Origin of the sequence: Mycobacterium sp. URHD0025, assembly GCF_000426065.1 — a bacterium.
In the GTDB taxonomy this organism is placed as follows: domain Bacteria; phylum Actinomycetota; class Actinomycetes; order Mycobacteriales; family Mycobacteriaceae; genus Mycobacterium.
The window spans coordinates 364,740-386,045 of the sequence record NZ_AUEQ01000006.1; the positions used below are offsets into that span (position 1 = coordinate 364,740).

The following is a 21,306-nucleotide window of genomic DNA, read 5'->3' on the forward strand; positions in this document are numbered from 1 at the left end:
TTCACGTGCGTGCCCGGCGCACCGCGATGTCGCTGAATTTAGCGAGTAATGGTCGATCCACTTCGGCCTGACCACCAGCAACGGCTACCCGTCGCCTCGCCGAGGCACCTTCGGATCGCAAGTCATACAGGCGATTTCGATGCAGGTGTTCGGGACCGGGTGTTCGTCGTGGTGGCCGATCAAGGTCACAACAGTCAGCGTGTGGATGGAAAGGTCTACACGCATCCGCGAGACTGTCCGATCGAAATCGGTTGCGATGCATCGAGAAAGCTCGCTCGCCTGCTTTCGAAGTCAAGGAGAGTGGCGGCAAATTACCGTCAAAGGCGTCAATATTCAGCATACTCGCTGGTAGTGCGGTATAAATCCGGGCATAGGGGTGGATCCCGACCAACTGACAAAAAGGGGGGCGGGCGTGCGAACACCACAGCGCTACCTGGTTTTGGGACTGCTACCGGCGATGCTCCCGTTCGGCGCCGTAACCACCATGGCGCCTCCGGCGAAGGCGGACTGCACAACTTCTGGCTATGCCACCGTCTGTGCGCAGGGTGAGGTACGCGGTGCCGATGGAGTGCCACGGGCAGCCACACCTGTCGTGCCCTATCCCTGTGATTACGACTGGTATTGCGACACCGGGTGGGATCTCGACGTCATCTGGGATCCAGGTCGTCCCGGCGGGCCCGGTGGTCCTGGCGGGCCCGGTGGTCCTGGAGGCCCCGGCCGTCCGGGTGGCGGTGGCGGTATCAGACCACGTTGAGGAACTACGTCATGAACCGTGGACAACTTGCTGAAGGAGCGAACATGTCGTCCTCTCGTCTCACACAGCGCGCGGCCGGTGCAGCGATCGGCGCCGGCGTCTTCGTAGGCCTGACACTCTTGGGTGCGGCGGCGGCCACGGCGGATCCACCTGTACCGCCGCCGTGCACAGCCGCCGAGATGGCCCGCGTGATGTCCGGCGTCTCCTTCGAGACCTCGAATTATCTGACCGCCCACCCTGAGGTCAATGACTTCTTCACAAGCCTCAAGGGGCAGCCCAAGGACCAGATCGGAAATCAGGTACGCAGCTACTTGGATGCCAATCCCTCCATTCGGCAGGATCTCGACCGCATCAGGCAACCGGGCGCTGACTTCCGCCAGCGCTGTGGACTCCCCGCGACTCCCTGATTGCCTGATGTTCGTTTGACCTGTAGCCGAGGTGAGCGATGGGTGGCTTGAGCCTGCTGGGCCTGTGGTTGTTCCTGGCCGCGGTACTCGCCGGGGTGGTCTTACTGGCTGTCGGGAGTGTGTGGATTGCCAATAAGACGGTGTACCGACCGGGCGTCGAGAGGCAGACGGGCACGCTGTCACCGTTTCTGACCACCGTTGCCCTCGTATACGGCGCGCTGCTGGGTTTCACGGTTGTCGTCGCGTGGGAGCAGTTCTCCTCGGCGGAGGAGAACGTCACCAATGAGTCATCGACTCTGGCGACGATGTACCGACAGACGGTGAGCCTGCCGGGGCCCGAACAGGTTCGAATGCGTGAGCTGCTGCGTACTTACACCGGCGCCGCGCAGGCCGAGTGGGATAGGCAGCAACGCGATGTCGCGAGTGGTTCGGCGCGAGGGGCGATCACCGACATGTACCGCGTATTGGGTCGGGAAGGGCCAGCCGCTCACCCGATCAACGCTGAGATGCGCGGTCAGCTGAATGTCTTGATATCGCAACGAAACACGAGAGTCCTGGATGCGAAGCCTCGGATACCGGGTCTGCTGTGGAGCGGACTGCTGTTCGGGGCGGTCCTTCTCATCGGCCTCATCGGTTGCACTCACCTGAGTAATGCGGTGAGTCACATGATCCTGTCGAGCGCAATTGCTATCCTGCTCGGCCTGCTGCTGTTCCTCATCTTCTGGCTGGACCATCCGTTTGGGCAGCAGCTTGGCGTTACGCCGACATTGCTCGATTACGCGGTGCAGGTCTTCGACGGGGTTGATCAAGGCAAGTAGACGGTGTGAAGGTCACAACGTGGCCGGAAGTTGTTGTCGGCTCGAGCGTGCAGTGCCGCCTGAACCACTGACCAGGGCAGTCGCGCCGCGCACCCGCTTTCAGGCCCGAGGCCTTGCCCGCGGGCCTAGCCTCTAGTCGTTGGGTCTCACCCGCCACCCGAACGAGTGAAGGAACCGAGCATGCGAGCAACCGTGATGTATGGGGCCGGCGACGTGCGCGTCGAGGACGTGCCCGACGCGGAATTGAAGGAACCGACCGACGCCATCGTGCGGGTCACCCGTGCCTGCATCTGCGGCAGTGACCTGTGGCCGTACCAGTCGATGCCGCACAAGGACGGTGGCCGGCGAATGGGCCACGAGTTCATCGGCATCGTCGAGGATGTCGGGGCCGACGTCTCCGGACTTCGGCGCGGCGATCTGGTCGTGGCGCCGTTCGTCTGGGCGGACAATACGTGTGACTTCTGCCGGCAGGGTTTGCAGACCTCGTGCCGCCACGGCGGCGGATGGGGCGCGCCAGGGGTCGATGCCGGCCAGGGCGAGGCCGTGCGCGTTCCGCAAGCGCAGGGCACGTTGGTGAAGCTTCCGGTGGCTGAGGATTCGGCGCTCATGGCCTCCCTGCTCACCCTGTCCGACGTGTTCTGCACCGGGCACCACGGTGTGGTGACGGCCGGGGTGGGCCCGGGATCGTCGGTGACCGTCATCGGTGACGGCGCGGTGGGTCTGTGCGCGGTGTTGGCTGCCAAGCGGTTGGGCGCCGAGCGGATCATCCTGAACGGCCGCCACACCGTACGGACCGACCTGGGACGCGAATTCGGCGCCACCGACGTCGTCGCCGAACGTGGCGACGAAGCCGTCGAGAAGATCCGCGAACTGACCGGCGGCGACGGGACCCACGCGGTCATCGAATGCGTCGGCACCGAGCCGTCGGTCGCCACCGCGCTTGACGCGGTCCGCGCCGGTGGCCGCGTCAGCCGACTGGGTGTCTCTCAATACACCGAGGTACCAATGGGTTTCGGGACCTTCTTCCGCAACGTCACGCTGACCGGGGGAGTGGCGCCCGCGCGGGCCTACATCGAGGAGCTCATGCCAGACGTGCTCGAAGGCAGGATCGAACCTGGCCGGGTCTTCGACCGCACCATCGGCCTCGACGAAACCCCAGGCGGCTACCGCGCCATGGCCGACCGCGAGGCCCTCAAGGTTCTGATCGAGCCATGACACTGCTTCTGCGGGAACGCGACGGCCGTGGCGTCGTCACCTTGACGCTGAACCGCCCCCAGGCCTTCAACGCCTTGTCGGAGGCGATGCTGACGGCACTCGGTGACGCCATTGCCGAACTGGCCGAGGATGATTCGGTGCGGGCCGTGGTGCTCGGGGCGTCCGGTAAGGCGTTCTGTGCCGGGCACGACCTCAAGGAGATGCGGGCCGAGCCGTCACTGGAGCACTACGAGCGGCTGTTCGCCCAGTGCACAGAGGTGATGCTGTCGATCCAACGGTTGCCGGTGCCGGTGATCGCCCGGGTCCAAGGTCTCGCGACGGCAGCGGGGTGCCAGCTTGTCGCGATGTGTGATCTCGCTGTGGCAAGTGCCGACGCGCGGTTCGCCGTCAGCGGCGTCAACGTCGGGTTGTTCTGTGCGACACCGGGGGTGGCGCTCTCACGCAACGTCCCACGCAAGGCTGCGTTCGAGATGCTGGTGACGGGCGAATTCGTTTCTGCCGACCAGGCCCTGGCGTTGGGTCTGGTGAACAGGGTGGTGCCGGCCGATTCCCTCGACGCCGAGGTCGAGACCATGATCGCGAGCATCGTGGCGAAGCCCCGCGTAGCCGTTGCCGTGGGAAAGGCGTTGTTCTACCGGCAGATCGACGTCGACATCGAGCACGCGTATGCGGACGCCGGCGCGACGATGGCCTGCAACATGATGGACCCAAGCGCCCTTGAGGGTGTCCAGGCGTTCATCGAGAAGCGCCCTCCCACATGGTCGGTGGCATCGAAGTAGCGGCCGAGCTGCCCCTCGTCAGGCGGCGCGGCGGTGGTCGGCCTGCGCTGACGACACTTCGGCGGCCATGGATTCGACGTCGCGAACCACGGCCATTGCCCGGTCGGAGGAGGCACGGTCTGCGCTGGCACCGCGGTAGTTCCGCAGATACCGATCCGTTTCATCCCGGCGCAGCGGCGTGGAGAAGATGCTCACGTTGTTGGCGGGGGCATCGGCTTTCCGGGCTTGGGCCAGTCTGCGGGCGCCGGTGCGGAAACCGCCGACGGCGCCGCCCAGGCACGCGATCAGCGCAATGCCGGCGACCGGCGCAAGCTCACTGCCCAATGCCAGGGCGCTGACGAAAAGCCCGAGCGACACAAACCCGACGAGCAGCAGAACGTACGCAATGTTGGGAACCGGAATACGGTCCACACCTTTCCGCATGTGATCACCTCACGAGAACTCGAACCTACTTAACTACGCTACGCGTAGCGTAGCGGTTGCTACGTATAGCGTAGCGCATGGCGGGGCCGAGATATTCCCGTCGACTGACGGACAGACCGGGTAGGGGACCGATGGCGCAAGGGCGGGTTGAAGACGGCATCGCTGAGTCGACGCTGTACTTGTTGCGCACCGGAGGGCCTCGGGCGGTGACCGTCGAAGCTGTTGCCGCGCACTCGGGAATCGCGAAGACGACGATCTACCGACGGCATCCCAACCGACGGGACATGTTGGCCGGCGCGCTGTCGCGACTCGCCTCACCTGGCCCACTCGATCCCCGCGCGAGCGCCCCGGATCGGCTCCGGTGGCTCATCACTCACGCGATCGCAGCGGTCGAGGGCGGCATCGGACTCGGTGGACTCGCGGCATTGCTCACCGAGGATGACCCGGAATTCACCACGCTGTTCCGGCGGATCCTGATCGACCAGCGTGCGGCGCTGGCCGCCGTGATCGACGACGCCAAAGCCGACGGTTCGATCCGTGCGGACGTCGATTCCGAGACGCTGATAGACGGGGTGGTCGGTGCGTACATCGCCGAGCACGCCCGTATCGGTGACATCGAAGACGGTTGGGAGGAGCGATTGTTCAAGCTTTTCTGGCCCGCCGTGCGGGCGGAAGAATAGCCTTCTCAACGAAAAGAGACGGGGGTTGAACCAGTGCCGTTGATCGATGTGACGTGCGGGGCACGGGTCACCGATAGCGTCCGGTCGCAGCTGGCGGAAGTGTTACCGGCGGCGGTCTCGATCGCCGTCGCATGCGGCGACGAACCCTACGATGGCAACCCCCAGCCGGGGGACGTACTGATCCGGTTCCACGACGCCGGACCGTTCGATCGGTTCGACCTCGATGTGCTGATCGAGGTCAAGTCGAAGTTTTTTGCAGACCGGGCTGAGGATCGGCAGGCCGGTGCCGACGCCATACTGGCCGCCGCGCAGACCGCGATCGGTGCGGGTTGTCAGATCGGCGTCTATCTGACCCTGCCCGTGGCGGCCTGGTCGCAGACGGCGGTCAGCTGACGGTGTCCGCTGCGCTCAGCGGCGCTGCAACTCGATGACCGGGATGACGCGGTCGGTCTTGGTCTGGTATTCGCCGAATCCCGGGGCCTTCTCGACGATGAGCGGATAGGCGGCGTCGCGCTCGGCCAGCGGCATCTCCCGCGCGTGCACGTCGTAGGCGTCAGTGCCGATCTCGATATGCGCATCCGGATGCGCCCGCAGATTGTGCAGCCACGCCGGGTCGACGTCGGCGCCCGCGTAGGACCCGACGATCGCGAGCTTCCCGTCAAGGTCGAACGCCATCACCGGATTGACGCGCTCCTTTCCGCTCTTGGCTCCGGTGGTGTGCAGCAGAAGCAGGGTCGCTCCCTCGAACGGGCCGCCGACCTTGCCTCCGTTGGCGCGGAACTCGGCGATGATCTGATCATTCCAATTGTTGGCCATGACACCTTCCTACGCTCGGACGGCGCGATTATGCGCTCAGATCAGGAAATTCCGGTGGTGGTGATGTGGACCGACGAGGTCAGGGTCTGATGTACCGGGCATCGTTCGGCGATGTCCATGAGCCGTTCCCGTTGGGTGTCGTCAAGGTCGCCGATCAACTCGATGTCGCGATCGATGTGGTCGATCATGCCTTTGGTGGTCTCGCAGTCGGCACAGTCCTTGGCATGAATTCGGGAGTGCCGCAACATCACTCGTACCTGCTCAAGCGGCCAGCCCTTGCGGTTGGCGTACATCCGCACTGTCATTGACGTACACGCGCCCAAGCCGGCCAGCACCAGGTCGTAGGGATTCGGGCCGGCATCGTCGCCCACCGGGAGGGGTTCGTCGGCGATCAGTTGATGGCGCCCGGCGGTGATCTGCTGTGTGTAGGTGCCGGCGCCTGTCTCGACCACGGTCACCACACCGACGGGCGATGCGGTGTCGCGCGCGGGTTCGTCAGATGTCATGGCAGTCTCCTCAGCAGGTGGCCGATCAGTTCGGATCGGATCGTCGCACGAGCCATCGTTTCCCAATCGGCATTTGCGGATCGCCGCGCGGCGGTCGGCAGAAATTGATCAAGTGATCAGCATTCAGTCGGTATTGGGTGCCATCCGGCCGGAGCGGGGGCACGCGATTCGCGGCCCGATGTCGGTGGTGCGACCCTTGTCGATCGTGGGAATGGCGCCTCCGTCCGTGGCCTGGGATTTCCGCGTTGTGTCCACACCTCGCTCGGGGGACGCGACGTCTCGGTGCGTAATTTGCTCAGTGTGGAATAGGGCCCCGGTTGCGCGGATGGATGTTGGTGACGATTAACCGGTAAACGTAGATTGCAGGCCTGGTTGGTGACAGCTGAACTCGGTCGACAGAGCCCATACCTTGAGCGTATTCAAGTTAGCTATATGTACCGGCGCGGCACGGTGGCGGCTTCCCGGTGAGGGTGGTCGAGGCGGATCTGTCGCTGTGCCACACGACGTCCCGTGCGTCGCGGAAAGGACTGCGGACCTCGTGGTCGGATCGCGCCGCGCAGCAGTGTACCGACTTCTGTCGTTGACAGTCCGGTGTGGCCTGTGTCACCGTTCCTGATCGATCGACCAACTTATTGCGACGTCGTAATGGGAGCCGAAGATGAGCAGCGACCGTCAACCCGTCAACCGTGTGCCCGCGCCTCTCGGCTCGGGTGCGCCGGCCGCCAGCGGACCATCGCGCAGGGCAGCCCAGACCGCGGCGAGGGTCGGCGGATACGGCGGCATGGCCGTTGCTGCGTGGTTGGTCGCCGCCGTGGCGACGGGCTACGGAATTTCGGCTGCCGAGACCGACGGCGCGTCGGCGGACTCGCCGTCGACGAGTTCGGAGGCCTCGTCCCCGACTGCAGCGTCGTCCGGCGAGGCCGGCGCCCCGACGGCGTCCGCGCCCGATGCGTCAGGCAGCGACGCTTCGACGGTGGCCCCTGGATCAGCCTCGACCAATCCGAAAGCGGGCCCGAAGAATTCGGGCACGACGTCGTCGAGCATCCAGGTCGCGCCGGGCGTGACGATCAGCAGCAGCGGGGGCGCCCACAGCATCAAGATCGGGTCACGCGACATCAAGCTCGGGCCACCGAAGTTGCCCCACCGTCCGGCGGCGGCCATCCCGGGGTCTGAGGCACAAGTGACTTCACCGGAACCGGCGACTGCAAGCGAGGTGGATGCGGCGGGCGCAACGCCCACAGCGCCGTCGATCTCACTGCCGGACATCTCACTGCCGGACATCCTGCCCACCGCACCCGTTCCGGCGAAGAACGAATCGAATTCGACCCACCTTCCGTCGGCCAACGTTGCCGAGACCCCCGTGAACACCGCGGCGTCCGCACTGAGCGGCGCAGTCGTGAAGGTGAGCACCGCGCTCGGCGTCGATGGCGCCCGTGAGGCTGTCAAGCAACTCTCGGACGCGGTCACCGAGTCGATCACCACACCCACCGCGCAGGCGTTCAATGCCGATGCGGTCGCCAAGGCGGTGCACACTCCGGTGGCCACCGCGGCGGTGACGCCGGCCAACCCGGCTGCCCAGGTTGCCCAAGTCGGTTCTGGTGTCTTCGGATTCGTGAACGACGTTGTCACCGACATTCTCAACCCGTTCCTGGCGCCTGCCCCGGATTCGCCGGAGCCGCTGACACCGATGGTGTGGGCGGTACTGGCCTGGGTGCGCCGCAACGCGTTCAACCAGGCGCCGACCGTGACCTACAACCCGACCACCACCGTGCAGGCCGGACAGACCGTCACGGGCAACATCGGCGCCTCCGACGTCGAGGGTGATCAGCTGACGTACACCATCACGCAGCAGCCCGAGCACGGCACCGTGACGATCGACCAGGCCACAGGCAACTTCACCTACACACCCGACGACATCGACTACGGCTCCATCCAAACCGACTCGTTCACAGTGTCGGTGAGTGACGGCAAGGTCAACGTGCTGAGCCTGTTCCGTCCCCACACTGCGCAGTCGGAAACTGACGTGTCGGTGCTCAACCCGACTGTCGAACGCGTGATCCTGGATCTGCCCGACGGCGTGAAGAATCCGGTCAACCCCCGGTATTCCGAAGACGGACAATCCATCTACTTCGCCGGCACGCCCTCGGCCGGTGGTCGCCAGGAGATCTATCAGATCAGCGTCGATGGCACCCATGCGGAGTGCCTGACGTGTGGTGTGTCTGTCGACGAAACCGGCAACCTGGGCAAACCCGTTCCGTTCCAGGATGGTTCGGGGCGCATCGTGGTGGTGGTCGACGTGCCCGGGCAGACGCCCCGCTATTCCGTCTTCGAGGACGGTGTCGACGGCAGGCACCTGGTTCCGATCACCACGCCGCCGGGCGGGGGATACGCCATCGACCCGCAACGCGAGATGAGGATCTCGCCGGACGGAACTCACGTGTTGTTCACGCGAATTGTGCTGGGGCCGAACAACCTTGTCCAAGCTCTTCCGATCGTCGGCACCTTGACCCGTACCGACGACGGATATGTGGTCGAGGATGCGCGGGTGGTCTATCCGACGGGTGAGGGCAAGCAATGGACTCCCGACGGCAAGGGCGTGGTCATCCTCGGCGGGGCCTACGAGGCCGGAAATGTCGATGACATCGTGGTCGACCTGGAAACCGGTGACGTGCATCGGGTGACTGCCAACCTCGACTACGACGAGGACATGGACTATTCGCCCAACCAGCAGTGGATCGCCATCGGAAGCACCCGCGGCCTCGACGCGCTGACGCCGATGACCAGGATCGTGCGGCCCAACTTCCTGCCGACCTATGTCAGCGCGCCGGTGTACTACCAATACGCGCTTCCGATCAACGTCTCGAATCAGGAATGGGTGGTCGCGGCCGAGGATGAGCTCAAGCGCGAGAACGGAATCCCGCTGTTCGACACCGGCGACGGGTGGGCCGCCCGGAGCATGCCCAGCTGGAATCCGGACGGCACCGCGGTCACCTTCTGGGAGTCCAGCGTCGAGGATCCGACGCAATCACGACTGGTCATCGCCAACCTGAAGTACACGACCAGTGTCGGCCCGGTGGCCGCCGACCGGACCACGCCGAATCCGGACTGGGCGCCCGAACTCGGCAGTTACGTTCCGGCGACCACGCCGTTGCCTGCGGCCGGTGCCTACACCGGTGCCGGAGGCGGGACCGCGGTGGTCAGCGAGGCACCGGACTCGACGGATCCGACCCGCACGATCCGCACCGTCACCTACACCGACTACGTCAACGAGGACGGGATGATCCTCAACGGCACGGAATCGGCCGATTACACCGCCAATCAAGGCAACGTGCACTATGTCGCCGACATCACCGTCTCGGGAACGCATTCCGGTTATCTGAAGGCGGATGCCACCATCAGCCCGTTCCAGCAGTCGTTGACGGGGTACATCACCTCCGATCTCGACGGCGACGTGCAGAGCATGCCCGATCTGGACGACGCGGGGGAGGCGCAGCAGAACGCGTAAGCCGTGAGAGCAGAAGTGCCCCTCCTCTTTCCATGGAAGAGGAGGGGCACTTCTCTTGTGCTGCCAGGCGATCCGGGTCAGTCCGCCAGCGCCACCTCCACGGAAGCCAAGCGCGCCGGATCGCCGATGATGTCGATGACGTGTATGCGTCCGTCGCGGATGTCAAGCCGCAGGAGGGATTTCAGCTCACCTGCCGGGGCGATGACAATGCCCGCGCGGCCGTCCAGTATCGCAACCTCGCCGCCCTGCGCTACCGCGGTGAACATCTTCGACTCCTCGATGAACTTTCGGGCGCCGCGCAGTTCGGTGGGAATCTTCTCGCCGACGAGCACGCGGTCGACGCGGCGCAGTACATCGGGGTCCAGGACTTCCAGGAGCGCCTCGAGATCGCCCTGTTGCGAGGCAGCCAGGAAAGAACGCGCGATGTCGAGGTGCTCGGCTGTGGGCCGGACGGCGATAGGCGCAGTGCCACGGATGCGTTCGCGTGCGCGGCTGGCCAGTTTCTTGGCGGCCGTCGGCGTCCGGTCGAGCAGTTCGGCGATGTCGCCGAAGGGTACGGCGAACGCGTCGTGCAGGACGAATGCCACGCGTTCGGCGGGAGAGAGCCGGTCGAGCACGACGAGCAGCGCCCGGCCCACCGACTCGGCCATGGCGACCTGCTCATCGGCTGCGGGCGAGACGGCGGCCGGAAGCAGTTCGTCGCCTCCGAGTACCTCGGCGCGCCGCTTCTGAGCCCGCAGTCGGTCGAGGCACTCGTGTGCGATCACCGTGGTGAACCAGCCCGTCGGATTGTTGACCTGGTCGAGGCCGCGCCCGCTGATCTTGAGCCATGCGGCCTGGACGGCGTCGTCGGCGTCGTGCACCGAGCCGAGGAGTCGATACGCCACCGCGCGAAGGTGGCGGCGATCCTCTTCGAATCTGGCGGCCAGAACCTGCTGGTCGTTCATGTTCGTCACCTTTCGCGCGCGGAAAGCGTCAACAAGGTGAACCCCCTCGGGACCGAACTTCGGAGGCGACAACCATGACCCTACAACTCGGCACGATTGCGACCCTGATCGTCGCGATCACCATCGCGGCCAACGCGGCGATGGCTTTGGGAGACCTGGTCGGGGCCCGCTTCGTGCTGGCCAATTCTGCAGAGGTCGGCGTCCCACGAACCTGGGTGCCGGTGCTCGGATTACTCAAAGGAGCCGGCGCTGTCGGACTGCTTGTCGGCGTGGTGGCCTTCCCGCCGCTGGGTGTCGCCGCCGCGATCGGCCTGACCGCGTTCTTCATCGGCGCGGTCATCACCCACATCCGTGCGCGGGTGTTCTACAACATCGCCTTTCCCGCCACTTTTCTTGTCCTGGCGGTGTTGTCGCTGGCAGCCTTCGCCGCTGGGTGACCCCAACTGATGGGCCCAACTGAAAGGCCCCATCCGTCGCGAGGATGGGGCCTTAGCAGCTCGACGTGTGAAGTTTGCTGTATTGGGTCAGGCGCTACGACGGATGCCCCGCTTGAGCAAGAGCTCGCGCTCCGACTCGCTCAGGCCGCCCCAAATGCCGTACGGCTCACCGACGGCCAGTGCATGCGACCGGCACTGGGTGATCACCGGGCAGCTGCGGCACATCTCTTTGGCGCGGACCTCACGCTGAGCCCGGGCGCGTCCGCGTTCACCGTCGGGGTGGAAGAACATCGACGAATCGACGCCACGGCAAAGTCCTTGCATTTGCCAATCCCAGATATCCGCATTGGGACCGGGAAGCTGCTGCGGCTGCGGCATATGGAAAACCCCTCTCTGCTCGCCCATTTCGCCAAAAGTGGGCGGTTTTGAGTCGGTGGAACCGAACTGAGCTCGTGTCGCCGATGACCGCTCGTGCACACAAACTAGGGGGACTGAATAAAGCGCGTCAATAGGCTGCACATGTGCTAAAGGGCATAAGCGCAGGTCGAGAATTTACATCACGTTCATCGTTGTGATGCCTTGGCGGAGACATGCGTGTTAGAGGGCCGGCGACGGTCGTCGTGTTTCCCCTGTTCGGGCAGGCAGGAGCGTTGTCCGCAATTCCGGGCGGCCGATAGTTGGTTGACATGCCATTAACATTCAAGCCATCAATTGTTAACTATTGACCGGGGAGCAAAGTGAATTTCCACCTATCCGCCGGCCCCGGGTTGCCCGGGGACGGGCAATGTCCTCGGGATTGATAGCGTCGCGAACCGATGAATGCAATCGCAGCGGCCGCTCCGGCCCTGGCTGACACCGCCTTCGGGCCCGACCCCGGCCGGTGGCCCTTGCCGAGTGCAACCACCCCGCACGAGAGCTGGCTGCGGGCCGTCGCCGCCGGCGGGCAGGGACGTTACGCCGCTGCCCTCACCGAGCTGGCCGCGATCTTGCGATGCCAGGACTCCGGCTCGTTGGTGTCGTTGGCGCACAGTACGCGGGCCTCGTTCCTTCGCCAGCTGGGTGGGCACGTACGGGCGCGCGGCGCCGACGGTCAGGCGTGGGCTCACCGCGGCGACGACGACGAGGCCGCCGCCGACGCGCTCGTCGGCCTCGCCGCCGATGCCCTCGGACTCGGCCGGTTCGGCCTATCCGCCCGGCTGCTCGACCGCGCGCGCGAGATCGACACGCCCGACGACTCACGTCGGCGGATCCGGCTGTCGTGGGTGAGCGCCGAACTGGCGATGGTGCAGGGTGACGGGGCCACGGCGGTAGACCATGCCCGTCGCGGTGTCGCGGCTGCCGCCGGTCACCGTTCGGCACGCCACGCGGTCAAATCCGACGTCGTGCTGGCCGCGGCGCTGTGTAGCGCCGGCGCGGTTGACGAAGCGCGGGAGATCGCCGACGCGGCACTGCAGGCCACCGAGAAATTCGGGCTGATCCCGCTGCGCTGGGCCTTGGCCTGCGTGCTGGCCGACATCGGCAGTGCCGTGCACGACGCCGCGCAAATCGGTCGGATTCGTGACCTCAGCGCCGATACAGTGCGTCGCAGAGGTGGCGTGTGGGCCGGCGCCTAGAACCGGCACTGATCACGGTTAGCCCACCCTGATCGTTATTGTTTAGCTGAGCCAATCGCCGCGAGTGTCGGTGCAACGTAACGCTGGAGAGATCGCCCACGATGACAAGTTCGGGAGACCGTCTCGACTTTGTCGTTGCTGAGGCAGTGGCAGGTGATCGGAACGCGCTCTCGGAAGTGCTGGAGATCATTCGGCCGATTGTCGTTCGGTATGTCCGGGCGAGGGTGGGGGCGACCGAGCGCAGTGGTCTCTCAGCTGATGACGTTGCGCAGGAGGTTTGCTTGGCCGCCATAACGGCGCTGCCGCGCTACAAAGATCAGGGACGCCCGTTCCTGGCCTTTGTCTACGGCATCGCTGCGCACAAGGTTGCTGACGCGCATCGCGCGGCGGCCAGGAATCGTGCCGAGCCCACCGATGTGGTGCCCGAGCGGTTCTCCCTTGACGCGGGGCCCGAGCAGTCCGCACTCGACACCGAATCGTCTGAACGAATGGCCCGGCTGCTGTCCGTGCTGCCCGAAAAGCAGCGCGAGATCCTGATCCTGCGCGTCGTGGTCGGCATGAGTGCCGAGGAGACCGCCGAGGCTGTGGGCAGTACGGCCGGTGCGGTGCGGGTGGCTCAGCACCGTGCGCTGGCCCGGCTCAAAACCGAAATCATGGCGACGGGACGTGACCATGCCTGACTTCGGCCGCTGGACCTCGAACGGTGGTGATCCGTCTCTCAACGAGATCAACCGGTCCGAGAAATTCATCGAGGCGTTGTCGCTCGAGCGGCAGGTCTATGCCACCGACCACGAAGAGGCCGAGCTGGCTGTCCTGCTGGCCGGGTGGCGCGACGATGCCCGCCAGACTCCGATGCCGGGCATCGCGACGCCCCGTGAGGCAGCGGCGGCGCTGGACAAGGCCACTTCGCGGGGACGCGTGCGCATGCCGATGGCGCTGGTGGGGTCTATGGCCGCCGCGTTGCTGTGCCTCGGCGGGTTCGGTGCGGCGGTGTACGGATCGGGCCCGGGCGATGCCCTGTACGGCGTGCGCGGACTGGTCTTCGGATCGGCACCGGTGACCCGCGACGTGGGCGTCGAGCTGGCATCCAGCGAGCTCAAGCAGGTTCAGCAGCTGATCGACGACGGGCAGTGGGAGCAGGCGCAGCAGAAGCTGCAGACTCTCAGCACCACCGTGGCCACGGTCGACGACCAGCAGCGCAAGCAGGAACTCGTCGACCAGTGGCAGCAGCTGTCGGTGAAGGTGGAGAACCGCGACCCGAACGCGACCGTGCCCCCTGATGCGCCACCGGTGGTTCTGCCCGAGGTGACGGTGACGACGCCGTCGACCTCGCCGGCCGAGAGCCCGGCGGGAGAGACCCCGACGTCGACCCCGACCACCGGGCCGTCGACCTCGCCGACGGAGACCACGCCCGGGTCGGAAACGTCCAACCCGTCGGCCACATCCGGGCCGTCGTCGCCGTCCGAAACTTCTCCGCCGACGACTTCCCAGCCGGCGACCCAGCCGTCCGCGACGTCGTCGCCTGCGACCAGCGCCGAGCCGACGACGAGCGCGCCGGCCCCGGCCACAGCGTCGTCGTCGCCGGCATCACTGCCCTCGGCGACACACACCTCGACCGCACCCGCCACCTCGGCCGCTCCGGCGGCCGAGCCGCCCGTCACCACCACGACGGTGGCTCCTGCGGTGGAGCCCACATCGGTGCCATCGGCACCGCCGGCCCGCACCACGGCAGCACCTGCCGAGACAGGCAGTGGCGCAGGTCACGAGAGCCCGTCGGGCGGGCGTAATGGTGAGGGGCCGGCGTTGCCGACGGTCGAGCTGCCCCTGTTACCGGGGCTGGGTGGCGGTCAGCGGTAGCCGTCGGTATCCGAAGTGGCCTCGTTGAGAGAAGCGTCGGCGTAACCGCGGCAGTAATCCCACGTCACGTAAGCGTCGGGTTCGGGGTCGTAAGCCGGCTCATGCGGGCGGACGGTGCCGTCGACGAGCAGTTGCAGCAGGTTGGCCCGGAGCATGTCCCAGTCGTGGTAGTGGTCCTGCTGGCATTCGTCACAGCACACGACGAGGCCACGAATTCCCTTGTGCGCCAACAACGCTTCGTACACCGCGAGATCGGCTAGATCAGCCTCGACAGCCGTCCGTTCCTGGGGGTCCAGAGGCTGGCCCGGCTCGATCGCGTCCAGCGCAGCCGACGGATCGCACGGATCGTCGGCAAAAGGATCCGGCGGCAAACCAGGGGGGAGGTGGTCACGCACGAGTCCCACACTACGCAGCCGTACTCCCATCGCGCCAGCCGTCCGGATGCGCACCGGGATGTGCGCCTGAGGTGCAAGGAGCGGCAACATCACTGTCAATATCCGAGCCGATAGAATCTTGTTACACGCCTTACTCCTGCCACTGGAGGCCCCACCCATGTCGATCGCTGAAAGCAGCGTTCCCATTGCCGTACCGGTGCCGACCGGCGGCGACGATCCCACCAAGATCGCGATGCTCGGACTCACCTTTGATGATGTGCTGCTGCTGCCGGCTGCTTCCGATGTGGTTCCCGCCGCTGCTGACACCTCGAGTCAGCTGACCCGCAACATCCGTCTGCGCGTGCCGTTGGTCAGCTCCGCCATGGACACCGTCACCGAGTCGCGCATGGCCATCGCGATGGCCCGCGCGGGCGGTATGGGTGTGCTGCACCGCAACCTCCCGGCCGCCGCGCAGGCCGCCCAGGTGGAAACAGTGAAGCGGTCCGAGGCCGGCATGGTCACCGACCCGGTCACCTGCTCGCCGACCGACACGCTGGCCGAGGTCGACGCGATGTGTGCCCGGTTCCGGATCTCCGGTCTGCCCGTTGTGGACGGCTCGGGCGAACTCGTCGGAATCATCACCAACCGCGACATGCGGTTCGAGGTGGACGAGAACAAGCCTGTCGCCGAGGTGATGACCAAGCCGCCGCTGATCACCGCGCAGGAAGGTGTCTCGGCCGAGGCCGCGCTCGGCCTGCTGCGCCGTCACAAGATCGAGAAGCTGCCGATCGTCGACGGCCAGGGCAAACTGACCGGCCTGATCACGGTCAAGGACTTCGTCAAGACCGAGCAGTTCCCGTTGGCCACCAAGGACAGCGACGGGCGGCTGCTGGTCGGCGCCGCGGTCGGCGTCGGCGACGACGCCTGGGCCCGGGCCATGACGCTGGTCGACGCGGGTGTCGACGTGCTGATCGTCGACACCGCCCACGCCCACAACCGGGGTGTGCTCGACATGGTGGCGCGCGTGAAGAAGACCGTGGGCGATCGCGTCGAGGTGGTCGGCGGCAACGTGGCGACCCGCGCGGCGGCCGCCGCACTGGTGCAGGCCGGTGCCGACGCGGTCAAGGTCGGTGTCGGCCCCGGCTCCATCTGCACCACCCGCGTGGTCGCCGGTGTCGGCGCCCCGCAGATCACCGCCATCCTTGAGGCGGTGGCGGCCTGCCGTCCGTACGGCGTGCCGGTGATCGCCGACGGCGGCCTGCAGTACTCCGGTGACATCGCCAAGGCGTTGGCCGCCGGCGCCTCGACGGCCATGCTGGGATCGCTGCTGGCCGGCACCGCCGAGTCGCCCGGTGACCTGATCTTCGTCAACGGCAAGCAGTTCAAGAGTTACCGCGGCATGGGCTCACTGGGCGCCATGCAGGGACGCGGCGGTGGCAAGTCCTACTCCAAGGACCGCTACTTCCAGGACGACGTGCTCTCCGAGGACAAGCTGGTGCCGGAGGGCATCGAGGGTCGCGTGCCGTTCCGCGGTCCGCTGGGAACCGTGATCCATCAGCTGACCGGCGGATTGCGGGCCGCGATGGGCTACACCGGCTCGGGCACCATCGAGCAGCTGCAGCAGGCGCAGTTCGTTCAGATCACGGCGGCCGGGTTGAAGGAAAGCCACCCGCACGACATCACCATGACTGTCGAGGCCCCCAACTACTACACCCGCTGAATCGGTGGGGCAGGAGACTAAGAGCAGTCATGCGCGACATGGTTGAAATCGGCATGGGCAGAACCGCCCGCCGTACTTATGAGCTCGACGACGTCACGATCGTGCCCTCGCGGCGCACCCGCTCGTCCCAGGACGTGTCGACGGCCTGGCAGCTCGATGCCTACCGCTTCGAGGTTCCGGTCGTCGCGCACCCCACCGACTCGCTGGTGTCGGTGGAGTTCGCGATCGAGATGGGTCGGCTCGGCGGGCTGGGCGTGCTCAACGGCGAGGGGCTGATCGGCCGGCACGCCGATGTCGAGGACAAGATCGCCCAGGTCCGCGATGTGGCGGCGAATGCCGAGGATGACTCTGCGGCCATCCGGCTGCTGCAGCAGCTGCACGCAGCGCCACTGGACCCCGAGCTGCTCGGTGCGGCGGTGGCCCGCATCCGCGAGGCCGGCGTCACCACGGCTGTCCGCGTCAGCCCGCAGAACGCCCAGGCGCTGACCCCGACGCTGGTGGCCGCGGGGATCGATCTGCTGGTCGTTCAAGGCACCATCATCTCCGCCGAGCGTGTCGCATCCGACGGCGAACCCCTCAATCTGAAGACGTTCATCTCCGAGCTCGACGTCCCGGTGGTGGCCGGCGGCGTGCTCGACCACCGCACCGCGCTGCACCTGATGCGCACCGGCGCGGCCGGCGTGATCGTCGGCTATGGCTCGACCGCCGGTGTCACCACGAGCGACGAGGTGCTCGGCATCAGCGTGCCGATGGCCACCGCGATCGCCGATGCGGCGGCCGCGCGCCGCGAGTACCTCGACGAGACCGGCGGGCGGTACGTGCACGTGCTGGCCGACGGCGACATCCACACGTCCGGTGATCTGGCCAAGGCCATCGCGTGCGGGGCTGACGCGGTGCTGCTGGGCACACCGCTGGCAGTGGCCGCCGAGGCGCAGGGTGGTGGCTGGTTCTGGCCCACCGCGGCCGCGCACCCGTCATTGCCGCGCGGCGCGATGCTGCAGGTGGCGGTCGGGGAGCGCCCCAGCCTGGAACAGGTGCTCACCGGGCCTTCCGACGATCCGTTCGGTTCGCTCAACCTTGTCGGTGGCCTGCGCCGGTCGATGGCCAAGGCGGGGTACTGCGATCTCAAGGAATTCCAGAAGGTCGGCTTGACGGTGGGGTCCTAGCCCCTGCGCGGGTCACCTTCGCCGGTGCGGGGCCTTTCGCCGGTTTCTACCGCTGGGTTGTGCCGACGCGGGGTTGGCGACCCTCATGTGGAAAGCGACGAGCGGCTCAAGCCCTCTTCTTTACAAGTTAGGGCTTCCTGTCTAGAAGTTACCTGTGGGTAGCGTCATACTGATCACATGAAGCCTGACTATGACGTCTTGGTGATCGGTTCGGGGTTCGGCGGCAGCGTCAGTGCGCTGCGGCTGACGGAGAAGGGCTATCGGGTAGGTGTACTCGAAGCCGGCCAGAGGTTCACCGACGCCGATTTCGCCAAGACCTCGTGGGATCTGCGCAAGTTCTTGTGGGCCCCGCAACTGGGCATGTACGGCATCCAGCGCATCCATCTGCTGCGCAACGTGATGATCCTGGCCGGTGCCGGCGTGGGCGGCGGATCGCTGAACTACGCCAACACCCTCTACGTGCCGCCGGAGCCGTTCTTCAACGATCCGCAGTGGAAGGACATCACCGACTGGCGCGCCGAGTTGATGCCGCATTACGACCAGGCGCAGCGCATGCTCGGCGTGGTCAAGAACCCGACCTTCACCGACGCGGACCGCATCGTCAAAGAGGTCGCCGACGATATGGGTTGCGGTGACACCTTCGTCGCGACGCCGGTCGGCGTGTTCTTCGGGCCCGACGGCGAGATGACGCCGGGCAAAACCGTGCCGGACCCGTACTTCGGCGGTGTCGGTCCGGCCCGCACCGGGTGTATCGAATGCGGCGAATGCATGACCGGCTGCCGGCACGGCGCCAAGAACACGCTCGTCAAGAACTACCTGGGACTGGCGGAATCCGCTGGCGCGCAAGTGCATCCGATGACCACGGTGACGAGTTTCGAGCAGCGCGCCGACGGTCTGTGGGAGGTCACCACCGTGCGTACCGGCAGCAAGCTGCGGCGCAAACGTAAGACCTTCACCGCATCGCATCTGATCCTGGCGGCCGGTACGTACAACACCCAGAAGTTGTTGTTCAAGGTGCGGGACTCGGGAAAACTCGGAAAATTGTCCTCGCGTCTCGGCGTATTGACCCGCACCAACTCCGAGTCCATCGTGGGCGCCCAGACCCTGACGGTGCCGCCGGATCTGGATCTCACCCACGGCGTGGCCATCACCTCCTCGGTGCATCCCACCGCCGACACGCACGTCGAGCCGGTGCGCTACGGCAAGGGCTCCAACGCGATGGGGCTGCTGCAGACGTTGATGACCGACGGCACCGGTCCGCAGGGCACCGATGTGCCGCGCTGGCGGCAGTTCCTGGATCAGGGCCGTGAGCGGCCAGGGCTGCTGATCCGGCTGCTGAACCCGGCCCGCTGGAGTGAACGGACCGTCATCGCCCTGGTGATGCAGCACCTGGACAACTCGATCACCACCTTCACCAAGCGCGGGCCCGGTGGTAAGCGGGTGATGACGTCGAAACAGGGGCACGGCGAGCCGAACCCGACGTGGATCCCGGTGGGCAACGAGTTCACCAGGCGCATGGCGGAGAAGGTCGAGGGCGTCGCGGGCGGCACCTGGGGCGAGCTGTTCAACATCCCGCTCACCGCACACTTCCTCGGCGGCGCGGCCATCGGTGACAGCGCGGAGCACGGCGTCATCGACCCGTATCAGCGCGTCTACAACTATCCGACGCTGTATGTCATGGACGGCGCGGCCATCTCGGCGAACCTCGGTGTGAATCCGTCGTTGTCGATCACGGCACAAGCCGAGCGTGCGGCGTCGTTGTGGCCGAACAAGGGTCAGGACGACCAGCGCCCGGCGCAGAATGAGCCGTACCGGAAACTGGCGCCGATCGCGCCGCAGCATCCCGTGGTGCCGGCCGAGGCTCCCGGTGGATTGCGGCGGCTGCCGATCGAGCCGGTCAATACCGCCGGTTAGCAACCGGCCCCTTCCGGGTACCTAGTCCTCGCCGGGCGGTGAGGTCCGGTGGTGACTGGCGGGAGGGTGGCAGATGCGCAAGGCGTTCCACGACGAGTTGACGGCACTGTGCGATCAACTCGCCGAGATGTGTGCCCTGGCGGTGAGTGCGATGCAGCGGGCGAACGAGGCCCTGCTGGATTCGGACCTGTCGCTGGCCGAGCAGGTCATCGCCGATCACGAACGCATCGCCGCATATGGCCGCCGAATCGAGGAGTCGGCGTTCCGGCTGCTGGTCCTGCAGCAGCCGGTTGCCAGCGAGCTGCGCACGGTCGTCGGTTCGATGCACATCGCCGCGGACATCGACCGGATGGGCGCGCTTGCCATGCATGTCGCAGACATCTCCCGATTGCGCCACCCCGAATGCGCCGTGCCGGACGAGGTGCGCGCGAGCTTCACCGATATGGGATCGCAGGCGGTGCGGTTGGCGCAGACCGCGCAGGAGGTGCTGGTGTCGCGGGATCCCGACGCGGCCGCGCGCCTGCGTGATGAGGACGACGCCGTCGACGCCGAGCATCGCCACCTGTTCACCCTGCTGCTGGACCGTCAGTGGGAGGACGGGGTGTGCTCGGCTGTCGACGTCGCATTGTTGGGCCGTTACTACGAGCGGTATGCCGATCACGCCGTCGAGATCGGCAAGCGGGTCATCTTCGAGGCCACCGGCGGGCGGCCGATGCACAAGAAGCTCGCCTGAGCCGTACTACCGCGTGGCAGCGGGCGAGGATTCCAGGAGCGCGGTGAAAAGCCGGGTGAGGGTGTCGATATCGATGGTGCCCGGCTGCAGCACCTCCTCGGTGGCAATGCCGGAGATGATGGTGACCACAAGTTGGGCGAGTGCCGACAGTTGGTGACCGGGCAGTGCGGTGCCGGCTTGTTCGACGATGTGCAGGGCCTGATCGGCGGCCGCGCGGCGGCGGGCGACCAACCGCTCACGGAGTTGAGGATCACGTATCGCGCGGAGCCAGTATTCGATCAACACGATCTGGTACTCCGTCTGATCGTGAATCGAGTCCAGCGTCGACCGGCTCAGGGCCTCGGCGATCGTGGCGGTATCGCCCCCGCCGCTGTCGAGTGCGGTCGCGATGAGGGCGCCGCGACTCTCGAACTGCCGGTCCAGCAGCGCCAGGAACAGCTCGTCCTTGGATTCGAAGTTCGAGTACACCGCGCCCTTGGTGAATCCCGCGGCGTGACCGATGGCGTCGATGGTGGCGCCGGCGAACCCTTCGGCCGCGAAAACCTTCAGCGCGGCATCGAGGATCCGATCGCGTACCTCGTCGCGGGTGGGGCGGGTGCGGGCGGGTTTGACAGCCGACATGACCAACACAATACTCGCTAG

At 66.2% G+C, this 21,306-nt stretch carries 24 protein-coding genes; 16 read left to right on the plus strand and 8 right to left on the minus strand.

Going from position 1 to position 21,306, the window contains the following annotated elements; genetic code table 11:
- Positions 1-412: 412 nt before the first annotated feature.
- The 5 genes from H977_RS34725 (at position 413) to H977_RS0106230 (ending at position 3,973) form a co-directional block, all read left to right on the plus strand.
- The gene (locus H977_RS34725; RefSeq protein ID WP_081681633.1) at positions 413-754 is read left to right on the plus strand and encodes a hypothetical protein; all 342 of its coding nucleotides are present in this window, start codon (positions 413-415) and stop codon (positions 752-754) included.
- A 44-nt stretch (positions 755-798) separates the two neighbouring features.
- Positions 799-1,161, plus strand: a complete 363-nt coding sequence (locus H977_RS0106215; protein WP_029107036.1) for a heme-binding protein — start codon at positions 799-801, stop codon at positions 1,159-1,161.
- A gap of 38 nt (positions 1,162-1,199) precedes the next feature.
- Positions 1,200-1,979, plus strand: coding sequence for a bestrophin-like domain (locus H977_RS0106220; RefSeq protein ID WP_029107037.1), 780 nt, complete (start codon positions 1,200-1,202; stop codon positions 1,977-1,979).
- A 180-nt stretch (positions 1,980-2,159) separates the two neighbouring features.
- A complete protein-coding gene (locus H977_RS0106225; protein WP_029107038.1) occupies positions 2,160-3,194 on the plus strand; it encodes a zinc-binding dehydrogenase in 1,035 nt (344 codons plus the stop codon).
- Entirely contained in the window at positions 3,191-3,973 is a 783-nt protein-coding gene (locus tag H977_RS0106230) for an enoyl-CoA hydratase (protein WP_029107039.1), read from the plus strand. The genes H977_RS0106225 and H977_RS0106230 overlap by 4 nt, the downstream gene beginning before the upstream one ends.
- A gap of 18 nt (positions 3,974-3,991) precedes the next feature.
- Here the strand turns inward: H977_RS0106230 and H977_RS0106235 are convergent, their stop codons facing one another.
- Entirely contained in the window at positions 3,992-4,396 is a 405-nt protein-coding gene (locus tag H977_RS0106235; RefSeq protein WP_029107040.1) for a hypothetical protein, read from the minus strand.
- A 131-nt stretch (positions 4,397-4,527) separates the two neighbouring features.
- Here H977_RS0106235 and H977_RS0106240 point away from each other — a divergent pair, with 131 nt between their 5' ends.
- Both H977_RS0106240 and H977_RS0106245 read left to right on the plus strand, forming a co-directional pair.
- Entirely contained in the window at positions 4,528-5,076 is a 549-nt protein-coding gene (locus H977_RS0106240; protein ID WP_029107041.1) for a TetR/AcrR family transcriptional regulator, read from the plus strand.
- A 33-nt stretch (positions 5,077-5,109) separates the two neighbouring features.
- Entirely contained in the window at positions 5,110-5,469 is a 360-nt protein-coding gene (locus tag H977_RS0106245) for a hypothetical protein (RefSeq protein WP_029107042.1), read from the plus strand.
- A gap of 15 nt (positions 5,470-5,484) precedes the next feature.
- Here H977_RS0106245 and H977_RS0106250 read toward each other — a convergent pair whose 3' ends face one another.
- The 3 genes from H977_RS0106250 to H977_RS35575 form a co-directional block, all read right to left on the minus strand.
- Positions 5,485-5,892: a nitroreductase family deazaflavin-dependent oxidoreductase gene (locus H977_RS0106250; RefSeq protein WP_029107043.1), complete on the minus strand. Its 408-nt coding sequence runs from the start codon at positions 5,890-5,892 to the stop codon at positions 5,485-5,487.
- A gap of 41 nt (positions 5,893-5,933) precedes the next feature.
- Positions 5,934-6,398: an OsmC family protein gene (locus tag H977_RS0106255; protein ID WP_029107044.1), complete on the minus strand. Its 465-nt coding sequence runs from the start codon at positions 6,396-6,398 to the stop codon at positions 5,934-5,936.
- A gap of 822 nt (positions 6,399-7,220) precedes the next feature.
- Positions 7,221-7,559 (minus strand): hypothetical protein, encoded by a 339-nt coding sequence (locus H977_RS35575; RefSeq protein ID WP_196808174.1) that lies wholly within the window; start codon positions 7,557-7,559, stop codon positions 7,221-7,223.
- 19 nt (positions 7,560-7,578) lie between these two features.
- On the opposite strand from H977_RS35575, the gene H977_RS0106265 reads away from it, so the two are divergent.
- The gene (locus H977_RS0106265; RefSeq protein ID WP_231395887.1) at positions 7,579-9,903 is read left to right on the plus strand and encodes a cadherin-like domain-containing protein; all 2,325 of its coding nucleotides are present in this window, start codon (positions 7,579-7,581) and stop codon (positions 9,901-9,903) included.
- Between the two features lie 77 nt (positions 9,904-9,980).
- Here H977_RS0106265 and H977_RS0106270 read toward each other — a convergent pair whose 3' ends face one another.
- Positions 9,981-10,850 (minus strand): sigma-70 family RNA polymerase sigma factor, encoded by an 870-nt coding sequence (locus tag H977_RS0106270; RefSeq protein WP_029107047.1) that lies wholly within the window; start codon positions 10,848-10,850, stop codon positions 9,981-9,983.
- A 74-nt stretch (positions 10,851-10,924) separates the two neighbouring features.
- Here H977_RS0106270 and H977_RS0106275 point away from each other — a divergent pair, with 74 nt between their 5' ends.
- Positions 10,925-11,287, plus strand: a complete 363-nt coding sequence (locus H977_RS0106275) for a DoxX family protein (protein ID WP_029107048.1) — start codon at positions 10,925-10,927, stop codon at positions 11,285-11,287.
- Positions 11,288-11,374: 87 nt separating this feature from the next.
- Here H977_RS0106275 and H977_RS0106280 read toward each other — a convergent pair whose 3' ends face one another.
- Positions 11,375-11,665 carry a WhiB family transcriptional regulator gene (locus H977_RS0106280; RefSeq protein ID WP_029107049.1) on the minus strand — a complete coding sequence of 97 codons (291 nt, stop codon included), beginning with the start codon at positions 11,663-11,665 and terminating at the stop codon, positions 11,375-11,377.
- Positions 11,666-12,102: 437 nt separating this feature from the next.
- Here H977_RS0106280 and H977_RS0106285 point away from each other — a divergent pair, with 437 nt between their 5' ends.
- From H977_RS0106285 to H977_RS0106295, 3 genes are all read left to right on the plus strand, one after another.
- A complete protein-coding gene (locus H977_RS0106285; protein ID WP_029107050.1) occupies positions 12,103-12,900 on the plus strand; it encodes a hypothetical protein in 798 nt (265 codons plus the stop codon).
- Between the two features lie 101 nt (positions 12,901-13,001).
- Entirely contained in the window at positions 13,002-13,580 is a 579-nt protein-coding gene (locus tag H977_RS0106290; protein ID WP_029107051.1) for a sigma-70 family RNA polymerase sigma factor, read from the plus strand.
- Positions 13,573-14,757, plus strand: coding sequence for an anti-sigma-D factor RsdA (locus tag H977_RS0106295; RefSeq protein ID WP_029107052.1), 1,185 nt, complete (start codon positions 13,573-13,575; stop codon positions 14,755-14,757). The genes H977_RS0106290 and H977_RS0106295 overlap by 8 nt, the downstream gene beginning before the upstream one ends.
- On the opposite strand, the gene H977_RS0106300 is transcribed toward H977_RS0106295, so the two are convergent.
- A complete protein-coding gene (locus H977_RS0106300) occupies positions 14,748-15,152 on the minus strand; it encodes a DUF5319 domain-containing protein (protein ID WP_003882245.1) in 405 nt (134 codons plus the stop codon). The genes H977_RS0106295 and H977_RS0106300 overlap by 10 nt on opposite strands.
- Before the next feature lie 157 nt (positions 15,153-15,309).
- Here H977_RS0106300 and guaB point away from each other — a divergent pair, with 157 nt between their 5' ends.
- The 4 genes from guaB to phoU all read left to right on the plus strand — a co-directional run bounded on the left by guaB (position 15,310) and on the right by phoU (position 20,664).
- Positions 15,310-16,851, plus strand: a complete 1,542-nt coding sequence (guaB, locus tag H977_RS0106305; protein ID WP_029107053.1) for an IMP dehydrogenase — start codon at positions 15,310-15,312, stop codon at positions 16,849-16,851.
- A 38-nt stretch (positions 16,852-16,889) separates the two neighbouring features.
- Complete coding sequence (locus H977_RS0106310) at positions 16,890-18,017, plus strand: GuaB3 family IMP dehydrogenase-related protein (protein WP_196808182.1); 1,128 nt, start codon at positions 16,890-16,892, stop codon at positions 18,015-18,017.
- Between the two features lie 177 nt (positions 18,018-18,194).
- Positions 18,195-19,931 (plus strand): GMC oxidoreductase, encoded by a 1,737-nt coding sequence (locus tag H977_RS0106315; protein ID WP_029107055.1) that lies wholly within the window; start codon positions 18,195-18,197, stop codon positions 19,929-19,931.
- A gap of 73 nt (positions 19,932-20,004) precedes the next feature.
- Positions 20,005-20,664 carry a phosphate signaling complex protein PhoU gene (gene phoU / locus H977_RS0106320; protein WP_029107056.1) on the plus strand — a complete coding sequence of 220 codons (660 nt, stop codon included), beginning with the start codon at positions 20,005-20,007 and terminating at the stop codon, positions 20,662-20,664.
- 6 nt (positions 20,665-20,670) lie between these two features.
- Here phoU and H977_RS0106325 read toward each other — a convergent pair whose 3' ends face one another.
- Positions 20,671-21,297 (minus strand): TetR/AcrR family transcriptional regulator, encoded by a 627-nt coding sequence (locus H977_RS0106325; RefSeq protein ID WP_029107057.1) that lies wholly within the window; start codon positions 21,295-21,297, stop codon positions 20,671-20,673.
- Positions 21,298-21,306 lie beyond the last annotated feature (9 nt).

Coding starts and splice junctions, on each gene's coding strand:
- H977_RS0106270 (WP_029107047.1), bottom strand. CDS start 10,850: ATGAACGACCAGCAGGTTCTGGCCGCCAGATTCGAAGAGGATCGCCGC.
- guaB (WP_029107053.1), top strand. CDS start 15,310: ATGTCGATCGCTGAAAGCAGCGTTCCCATTGCCGTACCGGTGCCGACC.
- H977_RS0106215 (WP_029107036.1), top strand. CDS start 799: ATGTCGTCCTCTCGTCTCACACAGCGCGCGGCCGGTGCAGCGATCGGC.
- H977_RS0106240 (WP_029107041.1), top strand. CDS start 4,528: ATGGCGCAAGGGCGGGTTGAAGACGGCATCGCTGAGTCGACGCTGTAC.
- H977_RS0106220 (WP_029107037.1), top strand. CDS start 1,200: ATGGGTGGCTTGAGCCTGCTGGGCCTGTGGTTGTTCCTGGCCGCGGTA.
- H977_RS0106310 (WP_196808182.1), top strand. CDS start 16,890: ATGGTTGAAATCGGCATGGGCAGAACCGCCCGCCGTACTTATGAGCTC.
- H977_RS0106250 (WP_029107043.1), bottom strand. CDS start 5,892: ATGGCCAACAATTGGAATGATCAGATCATCGCCGAGTTCCGCGCCAAC.
- H977_RS0106290 (WP_029107051.1), top strand. CDS start 13,002: ATGACAAGTTCGGGAGACCGTCTCGACTTTGTCGTTGCTGAGGCAGTG.
- H977_RS0106235 (WP_029107040.1), bottom strand. CDS start 4,396: ATGCGGAAAGGTGTGGACCGTATTCCGGTTCCCAACATTGCGTACGTT.
- H977_RS0106230 (WP_029107039.1), top strand. CDS start 3,191: ATGACACTGCTTCTGCGGGAACGCGACGGCCGTGGCGTCGTCACCTTG.
- H977_RS0106285 (WP_029107050.1), top strand. CDS start 12,103: ATGAATGCAATCGCAGCGGCCGCTCCGGCCCTGGCTGACACCGCCTTC.
- phoU (WP_029107056.1), top strand. CDS start 20,005: ATGCGCAAGGCGTTCCACGACGAGTTGACGGCACTGTGCGATCAACTC.
- H977_RS0106225 (WP_029107038.1), top strand. CDS start 2,160: ATGCGAGCAACCGTGATGTATGGGGCCGGCGACGTGCGCGTCGAGGAC.
- H977_RS0106255 (WP_029107044.1), bottom strand. CDS start 6,398: ATGACATCTGACGAACCCGCGCGCGACACCGCATCGCCCGTCGGTGTG.
- H977_RS35575 (WP_196808174.1), bottom strand. CDS start 7,559: ATGGCCGCCGCCGGACGGTGGGGCAACTTCGGTGGCCCGAGCTTGATG.
- H977_RS0106275 (WP_029107048.1), top strand. CDS start 10,925: ATGACCCTACAACTCGGCACGATTGCGACCCTGATCGTCGCGATCACC.
- H977_RS0106295 (WP_029107052.1), top strand. CDS start 13,573: ATGCCTGACTTCGGCCGCTGGACCTCGAACGGTGGTGATCCGTCTCTC.
- H977_RS0106315 (WP_029107055.1), top strand. CDS start 18,195: ATGAAGCCTGACTATGACGTCTTGGTGATCGGTTCGGGGTTCGGCGGC.
- H977_RS0106280 (WP_029107049.1), bottom strand. CDS start 11,665: ATGCCGCAGCCGCAGCAGCTTCCCGGTCCCAATGCGGATATCTGGGAT.